Source organism: Teichococcus aerophilus (assembly GCF_014490485.1).
Lineage (GTDB): Bacteria > Pseudomonadota > Alphaproteobacteria > Acetobacterales > Acetobacteraceae > Pseudoroseomonas > Pseudoroseomonas aerophila.
The window spans coordinates 54,063-77,503 of record NZ_JACTVA010000025.1 but is presented as its reverse complement, the minus strand read 5'-3'; the positions used below and the strand labels follow the sequence as shown (position 1 = coordinate 77,503).

Annotated in this window: 19 protein-coding genes and 1 pseudogene; 12 read left to right on the top strand and 8 right to left on the bottom strand. The window is 71.1% G+C overall.

Annotated elements, in window-relative coordinates; genetic code table 11:
- The 4 genes and pseudogenes from IBL26_RS25930 to IBL26_RS14500 all read right to left on the bottom strand — a co-directional run.
- A pseudogene (locus IBL26_RS25930) lies at positions 1-1,013 on the bottom strand (hypothetical protein); the annotation flags it as partial.
- Positions 1,014-1,130: 117 nt separating this feature from the next.
- Positions 1,131-2,726 carry an ABC transporter substrate-binding protein gene (locus tag IBL26_RS14510; RefSeq protein WP_187785218.1) on the bottom strand — a complete coding sequence of 532 codons (1,596 nt, stop codon included), beginning with the start codon at positions 2,724-2,726 and terminating at the stop codon, positions 1,131-1,133.
- A 126-nt stretch (positions 2,727-2,852) separates the two neighbouring features.
- Positions 2,853-3,704 carry a polysaccharide deacetylase family protein gene (locus tag IBL26_RS14505; RefSeq protein ID WP_187785217.1) on the bottom strand — a complete coding sequence of 284 codons (852 nt, stop codon included), beginning with the start codon at positions 3,702-3,704 and terminating at the stop codon, positions 2,853-2,855.
- A 54-nt stretch (positions 3,705-3,758) separates the two neighbouring features.
- Positions 3,759-4,538 carry an SDR family NAD(P)-dependent oxidoreductase gene (locus IBL26_RS14500; protein WP_187785216.1) on the bottom strand — a complete coding sequence of 260 codons (780 nt, stop codon included), beginning with the start codon at positions 4,536-4,538 and terminating at the stop codon, positions 3,759-3,761.
- Positions 4,539-4,644: 106 nt separating this feature from the next.
- Between IBL26_RS14500 and IBL26_RS14495 the strand changes: the two genes are divergently transcribed.
- The 3 genes from IBL26_RS14495 to IBL26_RS14485 all read left to right on the top strand — a co-directional run bounded on the left by IBL26_RS14495 (position 4,645) and on the right by IBL26_RS14485 (position 8,047).
- Positions 4,645-5,475: an IclR family transcriptional regulator gene (locus tag IBL26_RS14495; protein ID WP_187785215.1), complete on the top strand. Its 831-nt coding sequence runs from the start codon at positions 4,645-4,647 to the stop codon at positions 5,473-5,475.
- Between the two features lie 99 nt (positions 5,476-5,574).
- A complete protein-coding gene (locus IBL26_RS14490; protein WP_187785214.1) occupies positions 5,575-6,534 on the top strand; it encodes a Bug family tripartite tricarboxylate transporter substrate binding protein in 960 nt (319 codons plus the stop codon).
- Positions 6,535-6,730: 196 nt separating this feature from the next.
- A complete protein-coding gene (locus IBL26_RS14485; RefSeq protein WP_241749382.1) occupies positions 6,731-8,047 on the top strand; it encodes a chloride channel protein in 1,317 nt (438 codons plus the stop codon).
- 380 nt (positions 8,048-8,427) lie between these two features.
- Here the strand turns inward: IBL26_RS14485 and IBL26_RS14480 are convergent, their stop codons facing one another.
- From IBL26_RS14480 to IBL26_RS14465, 4 genes are read right to left on the bottom strand one after another with little or no spacing between them, the layout of a single operon-like run.
- Positions 8,428-9,714 carry an NAD(P)/FAD-dependent oxidoreductase gene (locus IBL26_RS14480; protein WP_187785213.1) on the bottom strand — a complete coding sequence of 429 codons (1,287 nt, stop codon included), beginning with the start codon at positions 9,712-9,714 and terminating at the stop codon, positions 8,428-8,430.
- 7 nt (positions 9,715-9,721) lie between these two features.
- Positions 9,722-10,900 carry an ABC transporter substrate-binding protein gene (locus tag IBL26_RS14475; protein WP_187785212.1) on the bottom strand — a complete coding sequence of 393 codons (1,179 nt, stop codon included), beginning with the start codon at positions 10,898-10,900 and terminating at the stop codon, positions 9,722-9,724.
- 25 nt (positions 10,901-10,925) lie between these two features.
- Positions 10,926-11,729, bottom strand: a complete 804-nt coding sequence (locus tag IBL26_RS14470) for an ABC transporter permease (protein ID WP_187785211.1) — start codon at positions 11,727-11,729, stop codon at positions 10,926-10,928.
- A gap of 1 nt (position 11,730) precedes the next feature.
- Positions 11,731-12,609 (bottom strand): ABC transporter permease, encoded by an 879-nt coding sequence (locus IBL26_RS14465; protein ID WP_241749381.1) that lies wholly within the window; start codon positions 12,607-12,609, stop codon positions 11,731-11,733.
- Positions 12,610-12,716: 107 nt separating this feature from the next.
- On the opposite strand from IBL26_RS14465, the gene IBL26_RS14460 reads away from it, so the two are divergent.
- From IBL26_RS14460 to IBL26_RS14420, 9 genes are all read left to right on the top strand, one after another.
- Positions 12,717-13,805, top strand: coding sequence for an ABC transporter ATP-binding protein (locus tag IBL26_RS14460; RefSeq protein ID WP_367615441.1), 1,089 nt, complete (start codon positions 12,717-12,719; stop codon positions 13,803-13,805).
- Positions 13,806-13,957: 152 nt separating this feature from the next.
- Positions 13,958-15,616: a methyl-accepting chemotaxis protein gene (locus IBL26_RS26115; protein WP_187785208.1), complete on the top strand. Its 1,659-nt coding sequence runs from the start codon at positions 13,958-13,960 to the stop codon at positions 15,614-15,616.
- The gene (locus IBL26_RS14450; RefSeq protein ID WP_187785207.1) at positions 15,597-16,013 is read left to right on the top strand and encodes an ATP-binding protein; all 417 of its coding nucleotides are present in this window, start codon (positions 15,597-15,599) and stop codon (positions 16,011-16,013) included. The genes IBL26_RS26115 and IBL26_RS14450 overlap by 20 nt, the downstream gene beginning before the upstream one ends.
- A 227-nt stretch (positions 16,014-16,240) precedes the next feature.
- On the top strand, positions 16,241-16,570 hold the full coding sequence (locus tag IBL26_RS14445) for an STAS domain-containing protein (protein WP_187785206.1): 330 nt from the start codon (positions 16,241-16,243) through the stop codon (positions 16,568-16,570).
- 12 nt (positions 16,571-16,582) lie between these two features.
- Entirely contained in the window at positions 16,583-17,725 is a 1,143-nt protein-coding gene (locus IBL26_RS14440; protein WP_187785205.1) for a chemotaxis protein CheW, read from the top strand.
- Positions 17,722-18,768: a chemotaxis protein CheB gene (locus IBL26_RS14435; RefSeq protein ID WP_187785204.1), complete on the top strand. Its 1,047-nt coding sequence runs from the start codon at positions 17,722-17,724 to the stop codon at positions 18,766-18,768. Before IBL26_RS14440 ends, IBL26_RS14435 begins: the two co-directional genes overlap by 4 nt.
- 4 nt (positions 18,769-18,772) lie before the next feature.
- On the top strand, positions 18,773-19,630 hold the full coding sequence (locus tag IBL26_RS14430; protein ID WP_187785203.1) for a response regulator: 858 nt from the start codon (positions 18,773-18,775) through the stop codon (positions 19,628-19,630).
- The gene (locus IBL26_RS14425) at positions 19,624-22,257 is read left to right on the top strand and encodes a chemotaxis protein CheA (protein ID WP_187785202.1); all 2,634 of its coding nucleotides are present in this window, start codon (positions 19,624-19,626) and stop codon (positions 22,255-22,257) included. Before IBL26_RS14430 ends, IBL26_RS14425 begins: the two co-directional genes overlap by 7 nt.
- A complete protein-coding gene (locus tag IBL26_RS14420; protein ID WP_187785201.1) occupies positions 22,254-23,417 on the top strand; it encodes a PP2C family protein-serine/threonine phosphatase in 1,164 nt (387 codons plus the stop codon). Before IBL26_RS14425 ends, IBL26_RS14420 begins: the two co-directional genes overlap by 4 nt.
- Positions 23,418-23,441 lie beyond the last annotated feature (24 nt).

Below are 23,441 nucleotides of genomic sequence, written 5' to 3'. Positions count from 1 at the left end.
GTGCCGCCGCTACCTCCACGCCCGCCGCCGGCGCCGAAGCCGCCGGCACCGCCGGTACCGCCCTCGCCACCCGCGCCGGCGATGGCGCCACCACCACCACCGCCACCCGTGCCGCCATTGCCGCCGGCGCCGCCACCCAGGCCGAAGCTGCCGGCACCACCCGCGCCGCCCGCGCCGCCATCGCCGCCCACGCCCACCGAGCCGCGGTTGTTGGCGGCGTTCCAGCTATCCAGATGGTCGATCGCCAGCCCCAGCGAGGTACCGGCATTGGCCACGTCGATCACCAGCTGCGCCACCGAGGCCACCATGCCGGCGCAGATATTGCCCGTCAGCGGATTGGCGCAGGCCGAGGCTTCCTCGGTGATCTTGGCCGCCAGCGCCGCTGCGACCGAACCCGCGGTCAGGGAGGCCGTGGCGACGTCCTGGATCAGCAGCGGGTTGCTGCTCCAGCCGCTCTGGCCGTTGCCGCCACGGCCACCATTGCCGCCGAAGCCCAGCGGCCCGTCGCCGGCATCGGCCCCGCGCGTGCCGGCCAGGCCGTTGCCGTTGCCATCGCCCACCAGCGCGTCGTTGTCCTGCCAGGTGAAGCCGGCCACGCCATTGCCGCCATTGACGAACGGCGCCACCAGCCCGTTCAGCACGCCGCCTGCCAGGGCGGAGGTGCCGCCCGTACCGCCCGCCACCGAGTTACCGGTGAAGGTGACGTTGTTGAGGATGGCGGCGGCACCCTGGTTGATGAACAGCGCGCCGCCCAGGCCGGCACCGCCGCCGCTGCCGCTGCCGCCGACCGTATGGAAGTTGGTCACCACCGAATCCGAGATGCTGAGCGTGCCGCTCTGCACCAGATATCCGCTGCCCAGCTGCCCGTTCAGGTTGCCGGTCAGCGACAGGTTCGAATTCACGATCTCCCCTGCCTGGGAGAGCACCGCGCCCCCCATGAAGATGAAAACAGGGACGAGGACCACCGATGCCTTCACGGCAGGGCGGCGCTTGCGCGGACGATTCGACTTCATGGGCAGCGGATCTCTTTCCACAGGCGGCAGGTTTTTCTGCTCGCGAAAAGATTATCCGCAGCGGTCTTTCGTCCCGGTTAATGGCGCGCGCTTCGCCGGAAACGCGCGCCGATGGCCTCAGCGACTCACCCGCCGCACATTCCACAGCACGGGGAAGCCGAAATCGATCACGCCCTGCAACTCCTTGCGCCACACCGCGGGGCTGGAGAACTGGCCGGTCAGCGGGAAGTTCACGTTGGCGATGACCCGCTGGTTGATCTCCGCCATGATGGCGCGGCGCTTGTCCAGGTCCGCCTCGGCCTCGAAGCGCTGCAGCAGCGGCGTCAGCGCCTCGTCGCAATACAGCCAGGGCGTGGTGCCGGTGCAGTTATAGCCGATGCCCATGTTGCTCAGCGGGTCGGACAGGTCGAAGCCGGTATAGACGACCGGCACGGCGCTCCAGCCGCCGCGCTCCACCGGCTCCCGGCTCAGCCAGCGCTGGGCGACGGTGGCCCAGTCCAGCGTCTGCACATCGACATTGAAGCCGGCCCGCTTCATGCGGTCCGCCACCACCATCGCCATCGGGTTGATCAGCGCGGAATCCGCCGGATGCAGCAGCACCACGCGTTCGTTGCGATAGCCGGAATCCTGCAGCAGCGCCTGCGCGCGTTCCAGGCTGGGCGAGCGCACGGGCTCAGATCCGGCATCGCTGCTGTAGCGCGTGCCGCACATCGTGGTGGCGCCGCAATTCGGCAGGAACATCCCGTCCGGCAGACCGTGCACGGCAACGATCTCGCTCTGGTCCAGCGCCAGTTGCAACGCCTGGCGCACCTTCAGGTTGTTAAAGGGTGGCTGGGCATGGTTCAGCGCGACGCCGCCCATGATCTGCGCGATGCCGCCCGGCCGCGCCAGTTGCAGGTTGCGGTCGCGGCCCAGCACCGGCAGGAAATCCAGCGGCGCGTATTCCAGGTAATCCACCTCGCCATTCTGCAAGGCGGCGGCGCGCGTGGCCGGGTCGGCGATATTGACGAACTCGGCGCGCTCCACATGCACCACCTTGCCGCCAGCCAGCCCGTCGGCCGGCTCGCTGCGCGGGCGGTAGCGCGGGTTGCGGCGGAACACCGTGCGCTCACCGGGCACCCACTCGTCCTTGACGAACAGGAAGGGGCCGGAGCCGATGATTTCCGCCACTGGCTGGGTGGGCGGCGTCGTCGCCAGCCGCGCCGGCATCATGAAGGGTACGTGCACGCTTGGCTTGCCCAATGCGTCGATGACGCCGCCGAAAGGTCGCGACAATTGCAGCACGAAGCGGTTCTCGCTCTCCGCCCGCAGCTCCTGCGTCGCCGCCATCAGCCGGCGGCCGGAGGAATCCCGTGCGCCCCAGCGCTTCAGCGAGGCGACGCAGTCCTCCGCCGTCACCGGCTTGCCGTCATGCCATTCCAGGCCCGGTCGCAGGGTGAAGGTGTAGGTCAGGCCATCGTCGCTGACCGTCCAGCCTTCCAGCATCTGCGGCTGGAACTGGCCCTTGCTGTCCATGGCTACCAGCGTATCGAACACCATGTAGCCGAAATTGCGCGTGATGAAGGAGGTGCCGGCAATCGGGTCCAGCACCTGCAGCCCGACATTCACCACCAGCCGCAACGGGCGCTCCGCCGGCTGCGCCACAGCGCCGCCCCATCCCGCAGCCAGCACGGCCGAAGCCAGCACGGTGCGGCGCAGCCAATTCTTCAGCATCGGTGCTCTCTCCTGCATTCATGGCGCCGGTACGGCGTCGTGTCCCTGTGCCCCGGTCCCGGCTGCCGCTGACAGCGGCCGGCCGGATCGCTGGCATTCATCCTTCGCGTCACACCGCCGGCCGCTTCAGGCCCCGGCGCGCAGGCTTCCATCCGTCTCGTGCGCAGCGGACCATGCCTGCGCGACCTCCGCCCCCGTGGCGAACCAGACATCGGGAAAAGTCTTCATCCACTGGATCATCTCCCGCAGCAGCGCCACCCGGCTGGGCCGTCCGCTGATCTGCGGGTGCATCACCAGGTTGTACAACCCGCCCCAGCGATAGATCTCGCGAAACTCGTCCTGGAAAATCTCCCGCAGATGCGAGTTGGGAAAGATCGGCCTTGGGCTCTTGATCGAGAACAGCGCGTGCGGCGCATCGTCCAGGCTCCAGTGCCAGGGCAATTCGATCGGCCCGCGCCCGCCCTCCGGCAATTCCAGCCGATAGGGATTCACATCCGCCATCAGCGAGGAATCGTACAGGAAGCCGTGTTGGTGCAGCAGCCCGATCATGCTGTCGCTGCTCTCCCCGGCCGGGGAACGGTAGCCCTTCGGCACCACGCCCAGCACGCGCTTCAGCGCCTCCAGCCCCTTCTCCATTTCCTCGACTTCCTTGTCGGGGAACTCGGGGTCGATCCAGTTATGCGAGTAGGAGTGGTGGGCGATCTCATGCCCGCCCTTCAGGATCATCTCGCCGCGGCTGGCATGGTTCTCCACCGTCCAGCCCGGCACGAAGAAGGTGGCCTTGACCTCCTCCTCCGCCAGCGTCTCCAGGATCTTCGGCACGGCGACGCGGGCGCCGTAGGTGCCCTGGCTGAGAATGCCCGGGCGGCGCGCATTGGCCGGGTCGCGGGACGTCCATAGGGTTTCCGCGTCGAAGTCGAAGGTCAGCATCACCGCGATACGGGCGCCGTTCGGCCAGTTCACCTTCATGTCGATCATGTCCGCTTCCCTTCCTCGCCGCCGGCATCCCATGCGCGGCATACCATGCCGAAATCAGGCCAGCCGGCCGCCATCCACCGGCAGAGACACACCGGTGACGAAGCCGGCGCCGTCGCTCAGCAGGAACAGTACCGTCTCGGCCACCTCGTCCGCCTTGCCGAAGCGCCCCAGCGGGTGGCGCGCGCGGAATTCTGCCGCGCGCTGCGCCTGCGCCGGCGCGTCCCCGGCGGCGGCAAAGGTGGCGGCCAGCATCGGCGTCTCGATGGAGCCGGGGCAGACGCAGTTCACCCGGATGCCTTCCGGCGCATGCGCCAGGGCCAGGCTGCGGCTGAACAGCACCACCGCGCCCTTGCTGGCCGAATAGGCGGGCAGCGAGACCGATCCGACCAGCCCGGCTGCCGAGGCCATCGTCACCACCGCGCCGCCGCCTGCCTGGCGCAGTTGCGGGATGAAGCTCTTGGCCGCCAGCCAGGTGCCCTTGACGTTGACGGCGAAGACACGGTCCCAATCCGCTTCCTCGGCCTCCACGGCGGGCACGGTCGGGCCCAGCATGCCCGCTGCCGTCACCAGCAGGCTGGCAGGGCCGAAGCGCTCCAGCCCTTCCTCCGCCGCGCGCTGCATATCGGCGGCGGAGGAAACATCGCCGACGACTGTGTGCGCCTCTGGACAACGGGCGGCCAGGCTGGCCAGCGCGTCCGCGTCACGGTCGAACAACAGCAGCCGGGCGCCTTCGCGGGACAGCGCCTCCGCCACGGCACGGCCGAGGCCGGAGCCGGCACCGGTGACGGCGGCGACACGGCCGCTGAAGCGGCCCTCGCTGAAACGACCACTCATCCGCCTCTCCTTCCGCCCTGGCCGGTCTGGACGCACCAGAAGGGCTGGATTTTTTCGTATCGTTGAACGATACAAGCATATTGAAATAAAAGCGTAGGAAGCACCGATGAAGCTGTCAAAGGGAAACAGCGAGGCCGCGCCCAGGACGGTGGACGACCGGCTGTTCCTGCAATCGGTGGAACGCGCGATGCGGGCGCTGGAGGCTTTCGGCCAGCAAGCCCGCCCGCTTTCCCTGGCCGAGCTGGCGGCAGCGACGGGCATGGACCGCAGCGCGGCACAGCGCATCGCGCACACCTTGCAGGCGCTGGGCTACCTGGAACGCGCCGGCGGCGGCACCGGTGGCCAGGGCCTGGTGCCCGGCAAGCGGTTGCTGGACCGCTCCTTCGACTATCTGCGGATGAATCCGCTGGTGGAGCGCGCCACACCGATCTTGCAGGAACTGCGCCGTACCACGCAGGAACGTGTCGATCTCAGCCTGTTCGACGGCACCAGCGTCATCTACGCCGTGCGCCTGCAGAGCAAGCGGGAGACCTTCTTCGCCACGCTGGTCGGGCGGCGCATGCCGACCTTCGGCTCCTCCGGCGGCCGGGCCATGCTGGCAGCGTTGCCGGCGGCCGAGGCCGAGGCGATCCTGGAGCAATCCGACCGCCGCCGCATGACGCCAAAGACCGTCACCGACCTGCCCGGCCTTCGCGCCAAGATCGCCGAGGCACAACGCGACGGCTTCGCCCTCTCCCTGGAGGAAGCGCTGCTGGGCGAGGTCGTGCTGGCCGCCGCCGTGCTGGATGCGCAGCGGCGCCCGGTCGCCGCCATCCATGTCGCCGGCTCGCTCTCCGAATGGGATGTGGAGGCGTTCCGCCGCCGCATCGGCCCACTGGCCATGGAGGCCGCCCGCGCGCTCAGCCAGGCCGCGCCCGAGGGCCTGACACCCCGCTGAGCGGCGCGAACCGCGACCCGGCCCCTTGACGCCACGCGGCACGAAGCTAACCACATCCGCCAAGCCTCATCCCCAGAGGCGCAGAGGGAGCCTATCGTCATGCACCGCCGTACCTTGCTGTCCACGGGCCTGGCCGCCGGCCTGGCAATGCCTTTCGTCGCCCGGGCGCAGACGGTGCCGCTGCGGCTGATCGTGCCCGCCCCGCCCGGCGGCCCGACCGACATCCTGGCCCGCGCGCTGGGGGACAAGGTGCAGGCCACGCTGGCCCGGCCCATCGTGGTGGAGAACCGCGGCGGCGCCGGTGGCATCATCGGCACCGAGGCCGCCGCCAACGCCGCGCCCGATGGCAACACCATCGTGCTGGGCCACAACCAGACCCATGCCAGCAACCAGGCGATGATGCCGCGCCTGCCCTACCACGTGGTCCAGAGCTTCGTGCCCATCGCCAAGCTGGCCACCGTGCACCACGCGCTGGTGGTACCGGCCAACTCGCCATCCGAGACGCTGGCGCAGCTGGTGGAACGTGGCAAGAAGGGCCGGCTGACCTACGCCTCCTCCCAGGCCGGCTCCGCCAGCCACGTGATCTCGGAGACCTTCTCGCGGCGGGAAGGTTTGGACGCAACCCACGTCCCCTATCGCGGCGCCGCCCCGGCGGCGACCGACACGGTGGCCGGCATCGTCGATTTCTACGTGGCCACCTTCCCCTCCATCGCCCAGCTGGTGCGGGACGGGCGCCTGCGCGCGCTGGAGGTCGGCGCCCAGGCCCGGCTGGCCGACTTCCCCGCCATCCCGACGGCGGCCGAGGCCGGCGCGCCCTACCTGGCGGTCGACGCCTGGTTCGGCCTGTTCGCACCCGCCGGCACTCCGGCCGCCGCGGTCGAGCGGATCTCCGCCGCCATGCTCGGTGCCCTGGCGGAGCCGGAGATCGTCGCGCGCCTCGCCGGCGCCGGCTTCACCCCGGACCCGCTGCCACCCGCCGCCTTCGCCGCCTTCCAGCAGGCCGAGGTCGCCCGCTGGGCGGAGATGGTCCGCCTGACCGGCGTAACGATGGAAGGCTGACAGCAAGGCAGCCTCCCGGGCACCACGCTGGTCAGTCCGGGAGCCAACTGGCATGAAGGCCGTAGCGCCGCCTGAGAGCCTGGAGACACCCAGGCCCTCGGCCTCGGCCTGACCGCGGCCTCCGCCAGCGGCCAGGCGCGGCGGAAGCAGGGCGACAGCGGGACCGGCCGGCCGTCCAGACGCCGAAGGAGCCCGCATGATCCCCGCCCTCCCCACCGAACGCCTGCAACTGCGCCGCCTGCGCCGCCTGCCGCTGCTCTCCCCAAGGCAATGGCGGCGGCGCCTGATCTTCTGGCTTGGCGCCGTGCTGGTCGGCCTGGTCGCGGTGGCCTTCGCCTGGCTGGCGGATGGCGCGCAGCACCTGTTCCTGCGCGCCGTGAGCTACGAGCCGCTGCTGGTCTTCATCCTGGCCCCGGCCGGGCTGGCGCTCTCCCTGGCGCTGACGCGCTGGTTCTTCCCCGGCGCGCAAGGCAGCGGCATCCCCCAGGTGATCGCCGCCCTGCATGAGCCGGACCCGCAACGGGTCGGCGCGCTGCTGACCCTGCGCATCGCCGCCGGCAAGGTGCTGCTGACCCTGCTAGGCCTGGCCAGCGGCGCCTCCATCGGCCGGGAAGGCCCCACCGTGCAGGTCGGTGCCTCCATCATGCACGCCCTCGGCCGCTGGCAGGGCCTGCCGCGGCCGGAGACCATCCGCATCATGGTGCTCGCCGGCGGCGCGGCCGGCGTCGCCGCCGCCTTCAACACCCCGCTGGCCGGGCTGGTCTTCGGCATCGAGGAACTCAGCCACTCCCTGCGCGTCCGCACCGGCAGCCTGACGCTGACCGCCGTGGTCATCGCCGGCATCACCGCCATCCTGGCCGTGGGCGACTATGTCTATTTCGGCGTCAGCCACGCGACGCTGGATGTCGGGCCGGGCTGGCTGGCGGTGGGGCTGTGCGGCGTGGCCGGCGGGTTGCTGGGTGGCGGCTTCAGCTCTACCCTGTTGCACCTGCCACGTGCTTTTCCCAAGGTGGTCAGCCGCTTCGCCGCCCGGCGGCCCGCCGCCTTCGCCGCCTGCTGCGGCCTGGTGATCGCCACCATCGGCTGGGCCTCCGGCGGCACCAGCTACGGCACGGGCTATGAGCAGGCCAGGATGCTGGTGGAAGGCAAGGCCGGCCTGCCGGACAGCTTCATGGTGTGGAAGCTGCTGGCGACCGTCGCCTCCTATCTCAGCGGCATACCGGGCGGCATCTTCGCCCCCTCGCTCTCCATCGGTGCGGGGCTGGGCCAGTGGCTTTCCGCCCTGGTGCCGCACGCGCCGGCCGCCGCCGTCGTGCTGCTGGGCATGGTGGGCTACTTCGCCGGGGTGGTGCAGGCCCCCATCACCGCCGCCGTCATCGTCATGGAGATGACCGGCAACCACGCGCTGATGGTGCCGCTGATGGCGACCTCGCTACTTGCCTTCCTCGTCTCCCGTCTCGTCTGCCGGCGGCCGCTGTATAGCAGCCTGGCCAAGCGCTTCCTGGGGCACTGAGGGTCTCCGAGAATAAGAAAGACTGGGGAAGGAATTCCCCGGGCCCCTTCTTTTTTCTTCGAGTTTGGCGTTACGCCTCAGGACGAGAGCTGAATCTGCTTGATGATATTTAAAATGGGCGACAAGGCTGAACCCTAGTCGCCGGAGGTCCTGGAGCATTTTCCGTTCGCACAGGCTCACTTCAAATGCTCTAGCTTATTGTTTTGAAGAGCATCTTCACGCCATCAGGTGATTCCATTTGATGGAGATCTGCTCCAGATCTCCGGCGCACCCAGCCGTCTCTCAAGACGACGCTCTCAACAAGCCGCACACAAACATTCAAAAAAGAAAAGAAGGGGACTAGGGAATTCCTTCCCCAGCCTTCCTTCTAGCCAGGCATTCTAGACCCCCAGCATATCCCGGATGCGCCCATAGGTAACCCGGGCCGCGACCGCGCTGCGCCAGAGCGCATGGAACGGGATCGGCTTCAGGTCCGTGACGGGCATATCCACCTCGGCGCCGGGGGTGAGGATGCGCCGGGCGATCTGCCCGCCCATGGCCGTCGCCATCGCCACGCCGCGGCCGTTATAGCCCAGTGCGGCGATCACCCCGGGTGCGGGCTCGTGCAGGTGTGGGTAGTGGTCCGGGGTGATGGCCAGCTGGCCGTTCCAGAAATGCCCCCAGCGGACACCCTTGAGCTGCGGCCAGAGGGTTTCGGAATAGCGGATCAGCCGACGGTAGCTGTATTCCCGCGGGTCGGACGTATCGTGCAAGGCGCTGCGCCCGCCCATCAGCAGCCGGTTCCAGGCATCCAGCCGGTAGTAGACGGTGATGGAGGCGATTTCGTACAGCACCGAGCGGGTCGGCATGATGGAGCGGGCCAGCGCCTCCGGCAGTGGTTCCGTGGCGGCGATGGCGGAGAACACCGGCACGACGCTACGCCGCAGGCCGGGCCAGAGATTGTCGGTATAGCCATTGGTGCACAGCACCAACTGCTCCGCCCGCAGCGTGCCGGTGGGGGTGGAGACGGCCCAGCGGCCATCCTCCCGCACCACGCGCGTGACCGGGGAGCCGCCATGGATGGCGGCCCCCGCCCGTTGCGCCGCATCCGCCAGCCCGCGCGCATAGCCCAGTGGATTGACGTTGCCGCCACGGCGGTCGATCAGCCCGCCGACATAGCGGCCGCTGCCGGTCATGCCGCGCATCGCCGCCGCATCCAGCAGTTCCACTGGCGCACCCTGCCGGATCTGCTGGCTGGCGCCGGCGCTGATCTCGGCGAAGCCGGCCTGGTGGTAGGCGGCGCGGATGGTGCCGCCCTGATGCGCCTCGCACTGGATCTGGTGCTCGCGCACCAGGTCGAACACCGCCTGCGGCGCGCCGCCGGACAGGCGGATCATCCGCCCACCCATCTCCGGCCCGAAATCGCGCAGGATGGCGTCCGGGTCGTGCTTCAGGCCCGGGTTGACCTGGCCGCCATTGCGGCCGGAGGCGCCCCAGCCGGGCTCATGCGCCTCCAGCAGCGCCACGTCGGTACCTGCCTGCGCCAGGTGCAGCGCGGTGGAGAGACCGGTGAAGCCGCCGCCCACGACGGCGACGGAGACGGTGCGGTCCCCCTGCAACGGCGGGGCCGGGACGGCGGGGCGGGCCGTATCGGCATACAGGCTCTTCGGCAGCGGGCGGGCGGTCATCGGCGGGTCATCCCAGCAGGAAGGCGGTCCATTTGCCCTTCACCGCATCCAGGTTGGCCGCCCACCAGGCGGCGTTATAGTTGATCAGCTTGGGCTTGGTGTCCGGCGCCGTCGGCAGCAGCCGCAGGCGCTCCGGCGGCAGCAACTCCGCCGCCTTGTTGTTCACGAAGCCATAGGTGATCAGCGAGGAGAGCCGCGCCTGCGGCGCCGCCATGGTGATGAAGGCGGTCAGCTTCTGCGCGTTCACCTTGTTGGGCGCGCCTTTGAGGATGGCGAAGCAGTCATTGCGCAGCAACTGGTCCTGCCAGACGATTTCCACCGGTGCGCCGGCGGCCTGGATGGCGGCGATGCGGCCGTTCCAGGCGGTGGCCATCGCCACCTCGTCATCCGCCAGCAGCTGCGCCGGCTGGGCGCCGCTGCCCCACCATTTCACCACCTGCGGCTTGATGCGGCGCAGGCTGGCCAGCGCCCGGTCGACATCCATCGGATAGACCTGTCCCGGAGCCACGCCATCCGCCATCAGCGCGACTTCCAGGTCGGGGCTCAGCGCACCACCGCCCATCAGGGCGCGCGGGCCGGGGAAGCCGGCGGTATCCCACAGATCCTTGTTGTTCTGTGGCGTCTTTCCCCGGAATGCATCCTTCCGATAAGCAAAAATCTGCGCATAGGGCAGCATGTCCACATGCAGCTCATGCCGGAAAGCGGCATCGATGTTGTCGACGTCGAAGAAGCTGTAGTCGATCTTCTCCCAGTAATCCCCCTTGGCCGCCAGGGCAAGGACGGAGGCACCTTCCTGCTCCGTCACGTCGTATTCAATGTTGCCGGTCTCGACCATCGCCTTGACCTTGGCGATGTCCGGCCCCTCGGCCTCGATCACCTTGATGCCTGTCAGTTCCTCGAAGGGCTTGAAATAGGCGCGGCGCTGCGCGTCCTGCAGCGCCCCGCCATAGGAACAGACCCGCACGACGCCGGAGCCTTTCAGCTTCTCCGGCACCGCCGTGATCTCCGGCAGCGTGACGCCCTGTGCCATGGCCGGTGCGGCCAGATGCCGGGTCAGCGCCGTCGCCGCCGCGACGGTCAGGCCGAAGGACGCCGCGTTGCCGATGAAGCGGCGGCGCGACATATCGGCCACATGCGGCGGCTCAGCCGCCATCCGTGCCAGAAGCTGCCGGATCGTCGGGGTCATAGGCGATTCTCCTTGCTGGTGGCGTTCATTCGGCCGGGGTGGTGCGTTGCCGCTCCGCCCGCCGTCGCAGGATCTCGGCACCGCCCAGCAGCACCGTCGTCAGCGCGATCAGCAGGCTGGACGCCGCGGCGATGGTCGGATCGATGGAGTAGTTCAGCTGTTCCCACATGCGCCGCGGCAGCGTGACGGCGGTGGTGCCGGCTAGGAACAGCGCGATAAGCAATTCGTCGAAGGCGGTGACGAAGGCGAAGATGGCGCCGGCGAAGATGCCAGGGCGGATCAGTGGCAACGTCACCTGCCGGAAGGCGCCCCAGGGCGTGGCACCCAGGTTCAGCGCCGCCTGTTCCAGCCGCCGGTCCACCCCACCCAAAGCGGCGGAGACATTGATGACGACGAAGGGCACCGCCAGCGCCGCCTGCGCCACCACCAGCGCGACCGGGCGGCCGACCATGCCGTAGCGTGCGTAGACATAGTAGAGCCCGATCGCCACCACGATGCCCGGCGCCACCACGGGCGAGAGGATCAACGCCTGCGCCAGCGCCTTGCCGGGGAAGCGCCCCCGCGTCAGCCCGATCGCCGCCGGCACGCCCAGCAGCACGGCCAGGATGGTGCTGGCCACCGCCGTCCACAGGCTCATCCAGGTGGCATCGGTCCAGGCGGCGCGGGAGAAGAAGTTCTCGTACCACTGCAGGCTGAAGCCCGGTGGCGGAAAGCTCAGATAGCGGGCGGAGGAAAAGGACAGCGGCACCACCACCAGCACCGGCAGGAACAGGAAGGCCAGGACCAGCCCGGCGAGGCCGTAGAGGATGGCGCGGCGCAGCGTCGGCATCTCAGCGCCCGCCCTGCAGGACGCGGCCGAGCGGCACCAGACGCGCCAGCAGCGCGAAGACGCCCAGCACCATCGCCAGCAGCACCACCGCCATGGCGGAGGCGCGCGGCCAATCCAGCCGGTTCACCAGGTCGCCGATCAGCATGGAGAGCATGACGTCGGAGCCGGAGCCCACCAGCACTGGCGTGATGTAGAAGCCCAGCGCCAGGGTGAACACCAGCACGCAGCCCGCCGCGATGCCGGGCAGGGACAGCGGCAGCACCACCTGGCGGAACGCGCCCAGCGGCCCCGCCCCCAGCCCCTCCGCCGCCTGCACCAACCGCCAATCAAGTCCCCGCAGCACGGCGTAGAGTGGCAGGATCATGAAGGGCAGCAGCACATGCACCATGGCGAGATACACGGCGAAGCGGGTGTTCATCAGCTGCAGGGGCTGGTCCACCACCCCCATGGCGATCAGCGCGTTGTTGACGATGCCGCGCCGCCCCAGCAGCGCCATCCAGGCATAGGTGCGCACCAGGATGCTGGTCCAGAACGGAATCAGCACCAGCACCATCAGCAGGTTTGCCGTTCCGCTTCGCACCCTGCTCATCACGTAGGCGACCGGGTAGCCCAGGAGCAGGCAGGCCAGGGTGACGACGAAGGCCACCTGTGCGGTGGTACCCAGCACGCGCCAGAACACCGCGTCCCCCGCCAGCGCGCCGAAGCCACTGAAAGTCCAGCCCTGGTCGTAGACGCTGCGCAACAGCATGGAAGCGAGCGGATAAGCATAGAAGATCAACAGAAATGCCAGCAGTGGCAAGGCAAGCAGCGAAGGCGGCAAGCGCCAGGGGCGGCTGCGGCGCCCCGCCGCCGGCATGGCGCCGGACAAGGCCACGCTCATCCCGGCGGGGTCTCTAACAGGGCTGGACAAGCGGCTGCGGCAGTCTCCATTCTTCATCCCCTCGTCATAGCCAAGTGGTGCGAAGCAACATGAGCGCAGCAAACTTTGTGCCAGACACATCGGTTTCTGGCGGCGAGACGATCGTACTCAAGAATGTCACGCGGCGCTACGGCAACTTCACCGCCATCGACCGCCTCTCCCTCCAGGTCGAAGCCGGGGAGTTCATCAGCTTCCTCGGTCCCTCCGGCTCCGGCAAATCCACCACGCTGATGATGATCGCGGGGTTCGAGACGCCGGATGGCGGCAGCATCGCCATCGGCGGGCGGGACGTCACGGCGGTGCCGCCCTACCGGCGCAATATCGGCATGGTGTTCCAGAACTACGCGCTGTTCCCGCACCTCACCGTGGCCGAGAATATCGGCTTCTCGCTGAAGCAGCGCGGCGTGGCGAAGCCGGAGATCGCAACGCAGGTCCGCCGCGCGCTGGATCTGGTCCGGCTCGGCGAATACGGCACGCGCTATCCGCAGCAACTCTCCGGCGGCCAGCAGCAGCGCATCGCCATCGCCCGCGCCATCATCTTCAACCCGCCTGTCCTGCTGATGGATGAGCCGCTCTCGGCGCTCGACAAGCAGTTGCGGGAAGAGATGCAGCTGGAGATCAAGCATCTTCACCAACGGCTCGGCATCACCTTCGTCTACGTGACGCATGACCAGCGGGAAGCGCTGGTGATGTCGGACCGCGTCGCGGTGATGGATCGCGGCAAGGTGGAACAACTGGCCTCACCAGCCGACCTCTATGGCGCGCCGGCCAACCGCTTCGTCGCCTCTTTCGTCGGCGAGGCGAACTTCATCGCGGTCGACACGGTGGAAGCCGCGCCGGGCGGCCGCTGGGTCGCCCATCTGCAGGGCACGGTGCTGCACGCCGCCAGCGGCAACCCGGCGGACAAGGTGTGCATGGTTCGGCCGGAGAAGATCATGCTGTCACCGTCCGGCATACCCGCCCCCGCGCCCAACGCGCTGGATGCGACGGTGCAGGAGGTGGTGTTCATGGGCGAGGCCACGCGGTGCGTGCTGACGCTGGCGGCCGGCGGCCAGACCATCGTCGCCAAGCGCACCCAGCGGGCGGACATGCCGCCGCTGCACCCTGGGCAGCAGCTCCAGGCCAGCTGGCTGCCGGACGATACCTGCGTGTTCTGAGGCCAGCCCCGGCGAGGCCGAGCGGCTCCTCACACAGAACAGCATGGGCTTCGCCGGTATCGGCGGCGTGGCGCCCGTGCCGCATCCCAGGCTTGGCGAACGGGTCCGGAACGGTCTAGCTTGCCCGCCACGGCGGAAGGCGATCCCAACTCGTGCCCAGAGAGGTTCCGGACCAGTCCAGCACCGCCGGCGTGGCGGCAACCATGGCGGCGGGCCTGCGCCGTGGCCGCCTCGGCACCTGGACGGGCCGCATCGGCACCCGCGCGGCCGGCATCGTGCTGCTGATGCTACTGGTGCTCGGCGTGCTCTCCGGCGGCTCGGCGCTGATCGACCTGCGGCAGGAACGCGTGATCGAGGAGCTTGGCATCCGCCAGCGCGGCCAGACCGAATCGGTCGATGACTTCGCCACCAGCCTGTTCTCCTATGGCGGGCTGCTGACCAGCGTCATCCTGGGCGATCTGCGCCCCGCCGTCGCCGCGCGCCGCGTGCCCCGCCATGTGGAACTGATGGTCGGCTACCACGACCAGTTGCTGGAACGCATCGGCGCCCGGCTGGACCCCATCCTCGTCTCCACCACGCGGGACATGATGCAGCGGATGCCGGCACTGGGGCAGGAGATGCAGCAGGCCTTCGCCAACGACCAGCGGGACCAGCTGACCGCGCTGAACGACATCTGGCGCACCCGGGCGGTAACCTTCAACAGCTTGGTGCGGGAAGCCCGCCGCAGCATCCAGGCGGAATCGGACCGCAACCTGGAGATCGCCCACGCGCTGACCGCGCAGGGCCGCTGGATGAACATCGCTGGCCTGACCGTCGGCCTGCTGGGGCTGGCGCTCACCTGGCTGGTGCTGGTGCGACTGACCGCCCGCCCGCTCGGCACCCTGGCGCAGGCGATGGAGCGGCTGGCGCATGGCCAGGTGGACGCCGCCGTGCCTGGCACCGCGCGGCGCGACCAGGTGGGGGACATGGCCCGTACCGTGCTGGTGTTCCGGGAGAACCTGCTGACCACCCGCCGTCTGAGCGAGCAGGCGCTGGCCGGCGCCCGCCGCACTGCCGTCGCCACCCACCAGGCCTCGGACGCCATCGGCCAGATCTCCGAGGGCGCCGCCACCCAGCTGGCGGAGCTACGCGAAGTGGCCGAGGCCCTCGGCCATACCAGCGATGCCATCCGCGAGGTCAGCCGTATCACCCAGGGCTCGCACGACCAGACCGAGGCCGCGCGCAATCTGCTGGCCGAGAGCCTGCGCAAGATTGGCACGCTGCTGGACGTGGTGGAAGCGGTGGGCGAAGACACCACCCGCGTCACCCGCATCGCCACCACCATCGCCAAGGTGGCGACGCAGACCAACATCCTGGCCATCAACGCCGCCATCGAGGCCGCCCGCGCCGGCGAGCATGGCCGGGGCCTGGCCGTGGTGGCCGAGGAAGTGCGGGCGCTCGCGGTGAATACCGAGGCCCTGGCGCAGGAAATCTCCGACGTCGTCGTCCAGGCCGGCGCCCGGGCGCGGGAAGGCGGGCAGAGCGCCGGAGATGTCGGCACCGCGATGGACGAGCTGCAACGGTTGATGGATGAGAGCGCCCGCCTGTCCGGTGCCACCGCCATCGCCATGGAGGAGCAGCAGGCCACCGTCTCCACCATCGCCGGGCGGGTGGAGGTGCTGACGCGCATCGGCCAGTCCAACGCCACCGCGGCCGGCGAGATCACCGTGACCATGATCGACCTCTCCCGCCTCGCCGCCGAGACGCGGGGCGCGGTGGAGGACGTCGCCGCGGAGTACCGCGAGGACGACGATGCCCGCCCCGGCGCTTGACCTCAGCCTGCCGGCCACCGCCGCGGGCATCGGCGAGATGCTGGACCGTCTGGAAGCGTTCGCCGAAGCCGCTGGCCTCCCCCCCGCCCTCGCCAGCCGCCTGATGCTGGTCTGCGAGGAACTGGCGGCCAACATCGCCGAGCATGGGGCCCCGGCGGGCGCCCGCGTCATGACCCTGGCGCTGCGGCAGGAGGGCGCCGTGCTGCATCTGACGCTGGAGGATGACGGCCCGGATTTCGACCCGCTGAGCATCGCCCCACCATCACTTGGCGCCGCGCTGGAGGATCGCGCGGTGGGCGGCCTTGGCCTGCATTTCGTCCGCACTTTGGCCAGCGACGTGCGCCACACGCGGCTTGCAGGGCGCAATCGCCTCGGCCTGACGATTGGCCAGGACTAAGGCGCGCGTGACGGGCGTGATCGACAGGCCGGCAGGCGCGTGCGCCGTGGATGTATGCGCGCAAAGCCTGATCCGTGACGGACGCCTCTCCGATGCACCGTCCTCCGGCCACGATGGCTTCAGCCATTGGCCGTGATGCTCTACACCGTCGCTCCAACGCATGGTCCGTATCCGGCGGCGCGGCCGCCACGGGTCACCACGCTTCAGCCAGCAGGGACACACGCGCAATGAAGGTGATCGATTCCGGCGTCGAAGGGGTCAACCTGGCCGCGCTCGAAGGCCGGCTGGACACCGCGACGGTGCCGGCCGTGGAGCCCGGGCTGCTCGCCATGGTGGCCGGCAAGGGCCTGGTGCTGGATCTCTCCGGCGTCCGCTTCGTCAGCAGCGCCGGGCTGCGCGTGCTGCTGAAGGCGGCCAAGGCGGCCCGCGCCGGCGGCCAGCGTTTCGCCGCCTGCGGCCTGCAGCCTGCGGTGCACGAGGTGTTCGAGATCGGCGGCTTCCTGCAGATCATCCCGGTCTTCGGCACGCGCGGCGAGGCCATCGCCTCCTTCGGCTGAGGCCCGGTCCGCATGACGGCACCGGAGGACGGGTTGGTCATCGCCGGGGAGGTCTTCCGCCTCCCCCCGGGTGGCCGGCCCGTGCCCGCGCCCGCGCGGGTCCGCCCGCTGCCGGGCGCGCCGCCCGGCCTGCTGGGCCTCGCGGTGCAGGACAGCCAGTTGCTGCCGGTCTGGTCGGCGGAGGCCACGCCGGCCGCCTGGGTGCGGCTGGAGGCCGGGCTGATCGGCGGCACCGGCTTTGCCCCGGCGCCAGCCGATGCCAAGCTGCTGGCCCTGCCCGCCACGCCGCCGGCACACCCTGCCCCTCCCTTGCCGGCCCCACCAGCCACCGAGCCCACGAGCACCGCACCGAAGCCGCCGGTGCAGGCTGCGCTGCGCTTCGATGGGGCGTCGCTGCACCTGTCCCTCCACGCGCTCGCCGGCATCCGCCCCTGGCCACCGCACCGCTCGCCCGTGCCGGGCCGCCCGTCCGGCGCGGCGGGCTATGCGGACACGGTGGATGGCCCGTTGCTGCTGCTGGACGCCGGCTGGTGCTTCAGCACTCCCGCGTCCCAGCACGTCGAGGCGGATGGCCATGTCGCGGTGCTGCGGCATGCCGGGCGGCAACTCGGCATCCCCTGTACCGCCGTAGCGCCGGGCGAGACCGGGCCCGCCTTCCTGCCGCGCCTGGAAACGCCGGAAGGCCGCCGCCTGCTGGCCCTGGCGCCACGCCTGCGCCCGGTGGAGCAGGTCTCGCCCCGGCCCAGCCGCTCCCTGCTGCTCTGCCGCGCCGGCGGCGTCAGCTTCTTCCTGCCATCCGAGGCCGTGGATGCCGTGATGCCGCCGCAGGCGCCGCTGCCCCTGCCATGGGGCGCGCAGTCTGCTGGTTGGATCGGCGCCTGCGCCCATCGCGGCGCCGTATTGCCGGTGGCCGATGCCGCCCGCGCACTCGGCCCCGTGCCACTGCCACAGGCACCACCGTTGCTGCGACTAGCCGGTGGCCGGCCGGTGGCCCTGGCCGTCGCCGAGGTGCTCGGCCTCCGCACCCTGCCGGACGATGCGGTCACCCTGCTGGAGGACGACCCCCTGGTCGCCGCGCTGGTGGCCAGCGACGGCGCCCTGCTGCCGCTGTGCCGGCCCTGGGCGCTGGCCGCCCCCTCCGTGACGCCGGCATGACGCCGGAAGCCGGCGCGCTGCCCACCGTCCTCGTCGTCGACGACAGCAGCTTCATGCGCCTGGCCCTGCGGCAAATCATCGAGGCCGAGGGCGATCTGCGCGTGGTGGGGGAAGCGAATGACGGGATCGCCGCCATCGAGGCCGCCACCCGCCTGCGGCCGGATTTGGTGGTGATGGACCTCGCCATGCCGCGCCTGGACGGGCTGGAAGCCACGCGCCGCATCATGCGCCTGCCCGCCCCGCCCGCCGTGGTGATGGTCAGCGCCCATACGCGGGATGGCTCCGCCGACGCCCTCGCGGCGCTGGACCATGGCGCGGTGGATTATCTCTGGAAGGATTCCGACCTCGGCGGCGCCGACCTCGCCCGGCTGGACCGCGCGTTGCGGCCCTTGCTGCGTCGCTGGGCCGCCGAGCGTGGCCCGCCCCCCTCGGCGGGCCCGGTGGCCGCCCCGCCCACCCTGACCACCTTTGCCCCGCCGCAGTTGCTGGTGGTCGGCGCCTCCACCGGCGGGCCGGACGCGGTCGGTGCCTTCCTGGAGGCCTGCGGGGCGCTGCCCATCCCCTGTGTGGTAGCGCAGCACATGCCAGTCGGCCTGGCACCTTCCCTGGCCGAGGCGCTGGGGCGCCGGCTGGGCCGCCGGGCCGCCGTGGCCACCGATGGCATGGCGCTGCCACCCGGCCTGGTGGCGGTGCTGCCGGGCGGGTGGGACGGCGTCCTGGTACGCCGCGCCAGCGGGCTGGCGCTGCGGCTGCTGGAAACCGGCACCACCATGCACCCCTCGGTGGACGCGCTGTTCCGCTCCGCCGCCGCGGTGGCGACCGGCGCGGTCGGCGTGGTGCTCAGCGGCATGGGGCGGGATGGAGCGGAGGGTGCCGCCGCCATGGCGGCACGGCAGATGCCCATCCTGGCCCAGGCGCCCGCCAGCTGCGTCGTCGCCGGCATGCCCGGCGCCGTCATCGCCGCCGGGCTGGCACTGGCGGTCGGCACCCCGGCCGAGCTGGGTGCCAGGGTGGCCTCCATGCTGGTTTCCATGCCACGCTAGTGGAATGACCGCCCCGCCTGTCGACCGCGAGTTGCTGGAAGCCTTCGTACCGGAATTCCTCGCCGGGTTGGGGCGGCTGGACGGCGCGGCCACGCCCCAGCTCGCCGGGCGTGTGCTGGACGGGCTGCGGGCGATGGCCACCGCCCTGGGCCTCGATGCCCTGTCACCGGGGCTGGACGCCGCCGCCGACGCCATCGATCCATTCGACCCCGCCGCCCTGCAAGCCGCCGCCGCGCAGTTGCGGCAGGCGATGGCCCGCCTGAACGGGGACGCACCGGCACCGGAGGCCGCAGCGCCCTGGCGCGTGCTGGTGGTGGATGACTCGCCTACCATGCGCAGCGTCGTGCGTGGCATCGTCGCCGCCGACCCCGCCTTCACCGTTGTCGGGGAGGCGCCGAATGGCGCCGAGGCGCTGGCGGCGCTGGAACCTCTCGACCCGGCATTGATCCTGCTGGATCTGGAGATGCCGGTACTGGACGGAATTGGCTTCCTGCACCGTTGGGCGCTGGCCGGGCGCGGCCAGGTGGTGGTGGTCTCCTCCGCCGCGCCACCGGGCACGCCGGAGGCGCGGCAATTGCGCCGGCTGGGCGTCGCCGCGATCGTCGGCAAGCCGGCCGGCGCGCTCTCCTTCGACCTGGCGGAACGGCGCGGCAGCGCCATCCTGGCTGCCGCCCGCGGTGCCCTCGGCCTGCCGGCATCGCCAGCGCAGGAAGAGCCAACCCGGCCACCCCACGAGACGCCTCCGCCTCTCAGCCAGTTCCCGCCTATTCCGGCGACGGCCTCGCCCAACATCCTGGCGTCACCTGTGGCCATCACCCACGCCGCGCCGCCAGCCAGCCGGGCGGCGCCACCGCCATGCTGAACGACGACGCCCTGTGGGACGAATTCGGCGCCGAGAGCGAGGAGCATTGCGATACCGCCGAACGCCTGCTGGCCACCACGCCCGACGCCGGCGGGGTGGCGGCGCTGTTCCGTGCCTTCCACTCGCTGAAAGGCATGAGCGCGGCGCTGGGCGCCGCCGGCATGGCCCAGGTAGCGCATCACTGCGAGGACCTGCTGGGGCAGGCGCGCCAGGGCCGCCGGGCCATGACGCCACCGGTGATGGCGGCGCTGCTGGCGGCGGTGGATGCCCTGCGGGCGCAACGCAGCAGCGTGCTGGCAACCCGGCGCGACGCGAAGCCGCCGCCCGGCCTGCTGCACCGGCTGGAGACGCTGGAGGCCGTGCCCACCGCCGGAGCCACCACTGGAGTCACCCCGGCCAGAGCCGCTCCGCCTGCAGCCCAGATGCCGGGCGCCCACCAACCCGCCGACGATCAGGCCGTCGACCATCGGGCGGCTGACGAACAAGCCGCCCTGGCCCCGCTGGCCGCCATGCTGCGCGACAGCGCCGTCGAACTGGCCGCCGCCGCGCATGAAGGCGCCTCACCCCTCTCCGGCGCACTGGCGGAGGAGGCACGGCGCGCCGGCCAGACCCGCCTCGCCGCCCGGCTGGCCGAGTTGGACGCTCAGCCGCCCCTGCCGCTGCTGGGCGCCCTGCGCCGCCAACTCGGCAGCCTCGCCCTGCTGGCCAGCGTAGATGCAGGTGCCGATGCGCTGGCAGCGGCCACGGCGGCGTTGGACGATGGCGGTTGGCTACCCCGCCTCGCCGCCCTCGCGCCCCTGCTGGCCGGTAACCCGGCGGCCCTGGTGCCCGAGGCCCGCGCGCTGGGCGAAATCGCCGCCGCCCTGGGCCTGGACGCGCTGGAAGACTGGCTGCTGCTGACGGAGGACCTCGCCGGCCGCGCCGCCACCGATGACGATGCGGCCGCGCTGCTGGCCGCGCTGGGCCCGGACCTGGCGGCGCAACTCGGCCGCCGCACCGATGCCGCTGCCCTGCGCGCCATGCCGCCCCCCGGCGTGGCCCCCGCCTCCGCCCTCTCCCCCGCCACGGCTTCGGTGCCGGAGGAACTGGCGCATCTGCTCAGCGCGGAGGGCCATCGCCGGGTCGAGGAAGGCCTCGCCGCCGGCCGCAGCCTGTACCGGGCCCGCCTCGGCGTCCCCTCCGACGCGGTGGAGGAAGCCGCGGTGCAAAGCTGGCTGGAGGCGCAGAACGCCGAGCCGCTGACCAGCCGCACTCTGCTGGATACCGTGCCGCCGACGCTGGACATGCTGTTCCTGGCGCCCGCCGAGCCGGAAGCGCTGGCCGCCGCCCGCGCCGCCTTCGACCCCGCCGGCCGGCTGGTGCTGGCCATGACGCCGCTGCGCGCCGCCACCCAGCCCAGCGGCGAGGCCAACGCCGCCCCGGTTGCCAGCCTGCGGGTGAGGCAGGAAGCGGTGGACGGCATCATCGGCCTGGAGGCCGAGTTGCACGCCGCCGTCCTCTCCCTGGACGGCCTGCTGGCGCAGGAGGAGGCCGATTCACTGCCTGCCACCCTGGCCGCCCTTGCCCGCCGCGCCGGCGGCAGCGCCGGGCGGGAACTGGCAGCGCTGGCTGCCCGGCTGGGCCATGCCCGCGCGCCGCGCGAGCGGGCACGCTCCCACCTCGCCCTGGCGCTGCGGCGGCTGGACGACGCGGTGATGGAGTTGCGCGTCGTGCCCATCGGCACGCTGTTCAACCGGCTGCCCCGCATCGTCCGCAGCGTGGCGCAGAGCGCCGCCAAGGACGTGGCGCTGGAGATGGAGGGCCAGGATGTCCGCATCGACCGCGCGCTGATCGAGCTGCTGGCCGACCCGCTGCTGCACCTGGCCCGCAACGCCGTGGACCATGGCGTGGAGGAACCGGATGCCCGCCGCGCCGCCGGCAAGCCCCCCCGCGCCACCCTGCGCGTGCGCGCCGAGCGCCGCACAGGCATGGTGCGCGTCGAGGTCTCGGATGACGGGCGCGGCATCGACCGCCAGGCCGTGCTGCGCGCCGCGCTGACCCGTGGGCTGGTCAGCGAGGCCGAGGCCGCGGCGATGGACGACCACGACGCCCGCCGCCTGCTGTTCCGCCCCGGCTTCTCGACGCGGGAGCGCGTCAGCGAGACCTCCGGCCGCGGCGTCGGCCTGGATGTGGTGCAGGAGGCGGTGCGCCGCGCCGGCGGTACGCTGGACCTCTCCAGCACCCCCGGCCGGGGTACCACCTTCGTGCTGAACCTGCCGCTCTCGGCCGCCATGGCGGCGGTGCTGCTGGTGGAGGTGGAAGGCCACACCTACGCTTTCCCCACCGCGCGGGTGGAGGCGGTGCTGCCCGCCGATACGCCCGCCATGCCGCTGGCCCGCCTGCTCGGCCTGCGCCCCACCCGCCCGCCCGGCGCCGTGGTGCTGCTGCGCCAGACCATGGGCGGCCAGGTGGCGCTGGCGGTGGACCAGGTGCGGCAGCGGACCGACCTGCTGCTGCGCCCGTTGCCCCCGGCCCTGGCCACGCTGCCCGCGCTCGGCGGTGCCGGCATCCTCGGCAATGGCGAGGCCGTGGTGATTCTCGAACCTGACGGCATCGCGATGCCATCCACGCATGAGGAACTGGCATGAACGATGTCACGCTGCTGATCGTCGATGACAGCCCGTTCAACCGTCTGCTGCTGACCAAGCGGCTGGCCGAGCTGGGCTACACCAACGTCGTCACCGCCCAGAACGGCATCGAGGGCCTGGCCGCCATCGCCGCGCAGGATTTCGACGTCGTGCTGCTGGATATCGAGATGCCGGAGCTGGACGGCATCGGCGTGCTGGAACGCCTGCATGCTTCCGGCCGGGCGGAGCCGCCGGTCATCGTCATCTCCGCGCTGACCGAGATGTCGGCGGTGGTGCGCTGCATCGAGCTGGGGGCCGAGGACTACCTGCCCAAGACCTTCGACCCGCCGCTGCTGCGTGCGCGCCTCTCCGCCGTGCTGGAGAAGAAGCGGCTGCGCGATCTTGCCGCCCAGCGCCTCAACCTCCTGGAAGCGGAGCTGGAGAGCGCGCGGCTGGCGCAGCTGGCGCTGGTGCCGCGCGATTTCGCCGCCATCGCCGGCCACCGCGTCAGCCTGCATGCCGCCATGGTGCCGGCCCGGCAGGTGGGCGGCGACCTGTACGACGCCGTGCGGCTGGACGATGCCACCTTGCTGTTCACCGTCGCCGATGTTGCCGGCAAGGGCGCACCGGCGGGGCTGACCATGGCGCGCACGCTGGGGCTGGTGCGCGCCGCCGCCCGGCTGCTGGCGCTGCGCGGCACGCCCGATCCGGCGGAGATCCTCACCCTCGCCAATGACGATCTGGCGCGGGAGAACGAGGACGCCACCTTCGTCACCGTCGCGCTCGGCGTGCTGGATATGCGCACGGGCCGGGGCCGAATCGCCGTGGCGGCGCACGAGACGCCGTTGCTCTACGGCGCTGGCCTGCCACCCCGCCCACTGCCCGGACTGCCACGCCAGCCGCCGCTGGGCGCGATGGAGGACATCGCCTACCGCAGCGGTGACTTCGCCCTCTCCCCCGGCGAAGGCCTGCTGCTCTACTCCGATGGCGTGACCGAGGCCGAGGATCGTGACGAAGCCTTCTTCGGCCGGGAGCGCCTGCTGGCCGAGCTGAACCGGCTGGAGCGGCAGGACGGCAGCGCGCGCGCCGTGGTGGAGGGCCTGTTCGGCAGCGTCACCGCCTTCGCCGACGGCGCGCCCCAGGCGGACGACATCACCGCGCTGGGCCTGCGCTTCGACTAGAGCGTGGTGGCTTAAGGTGGAATC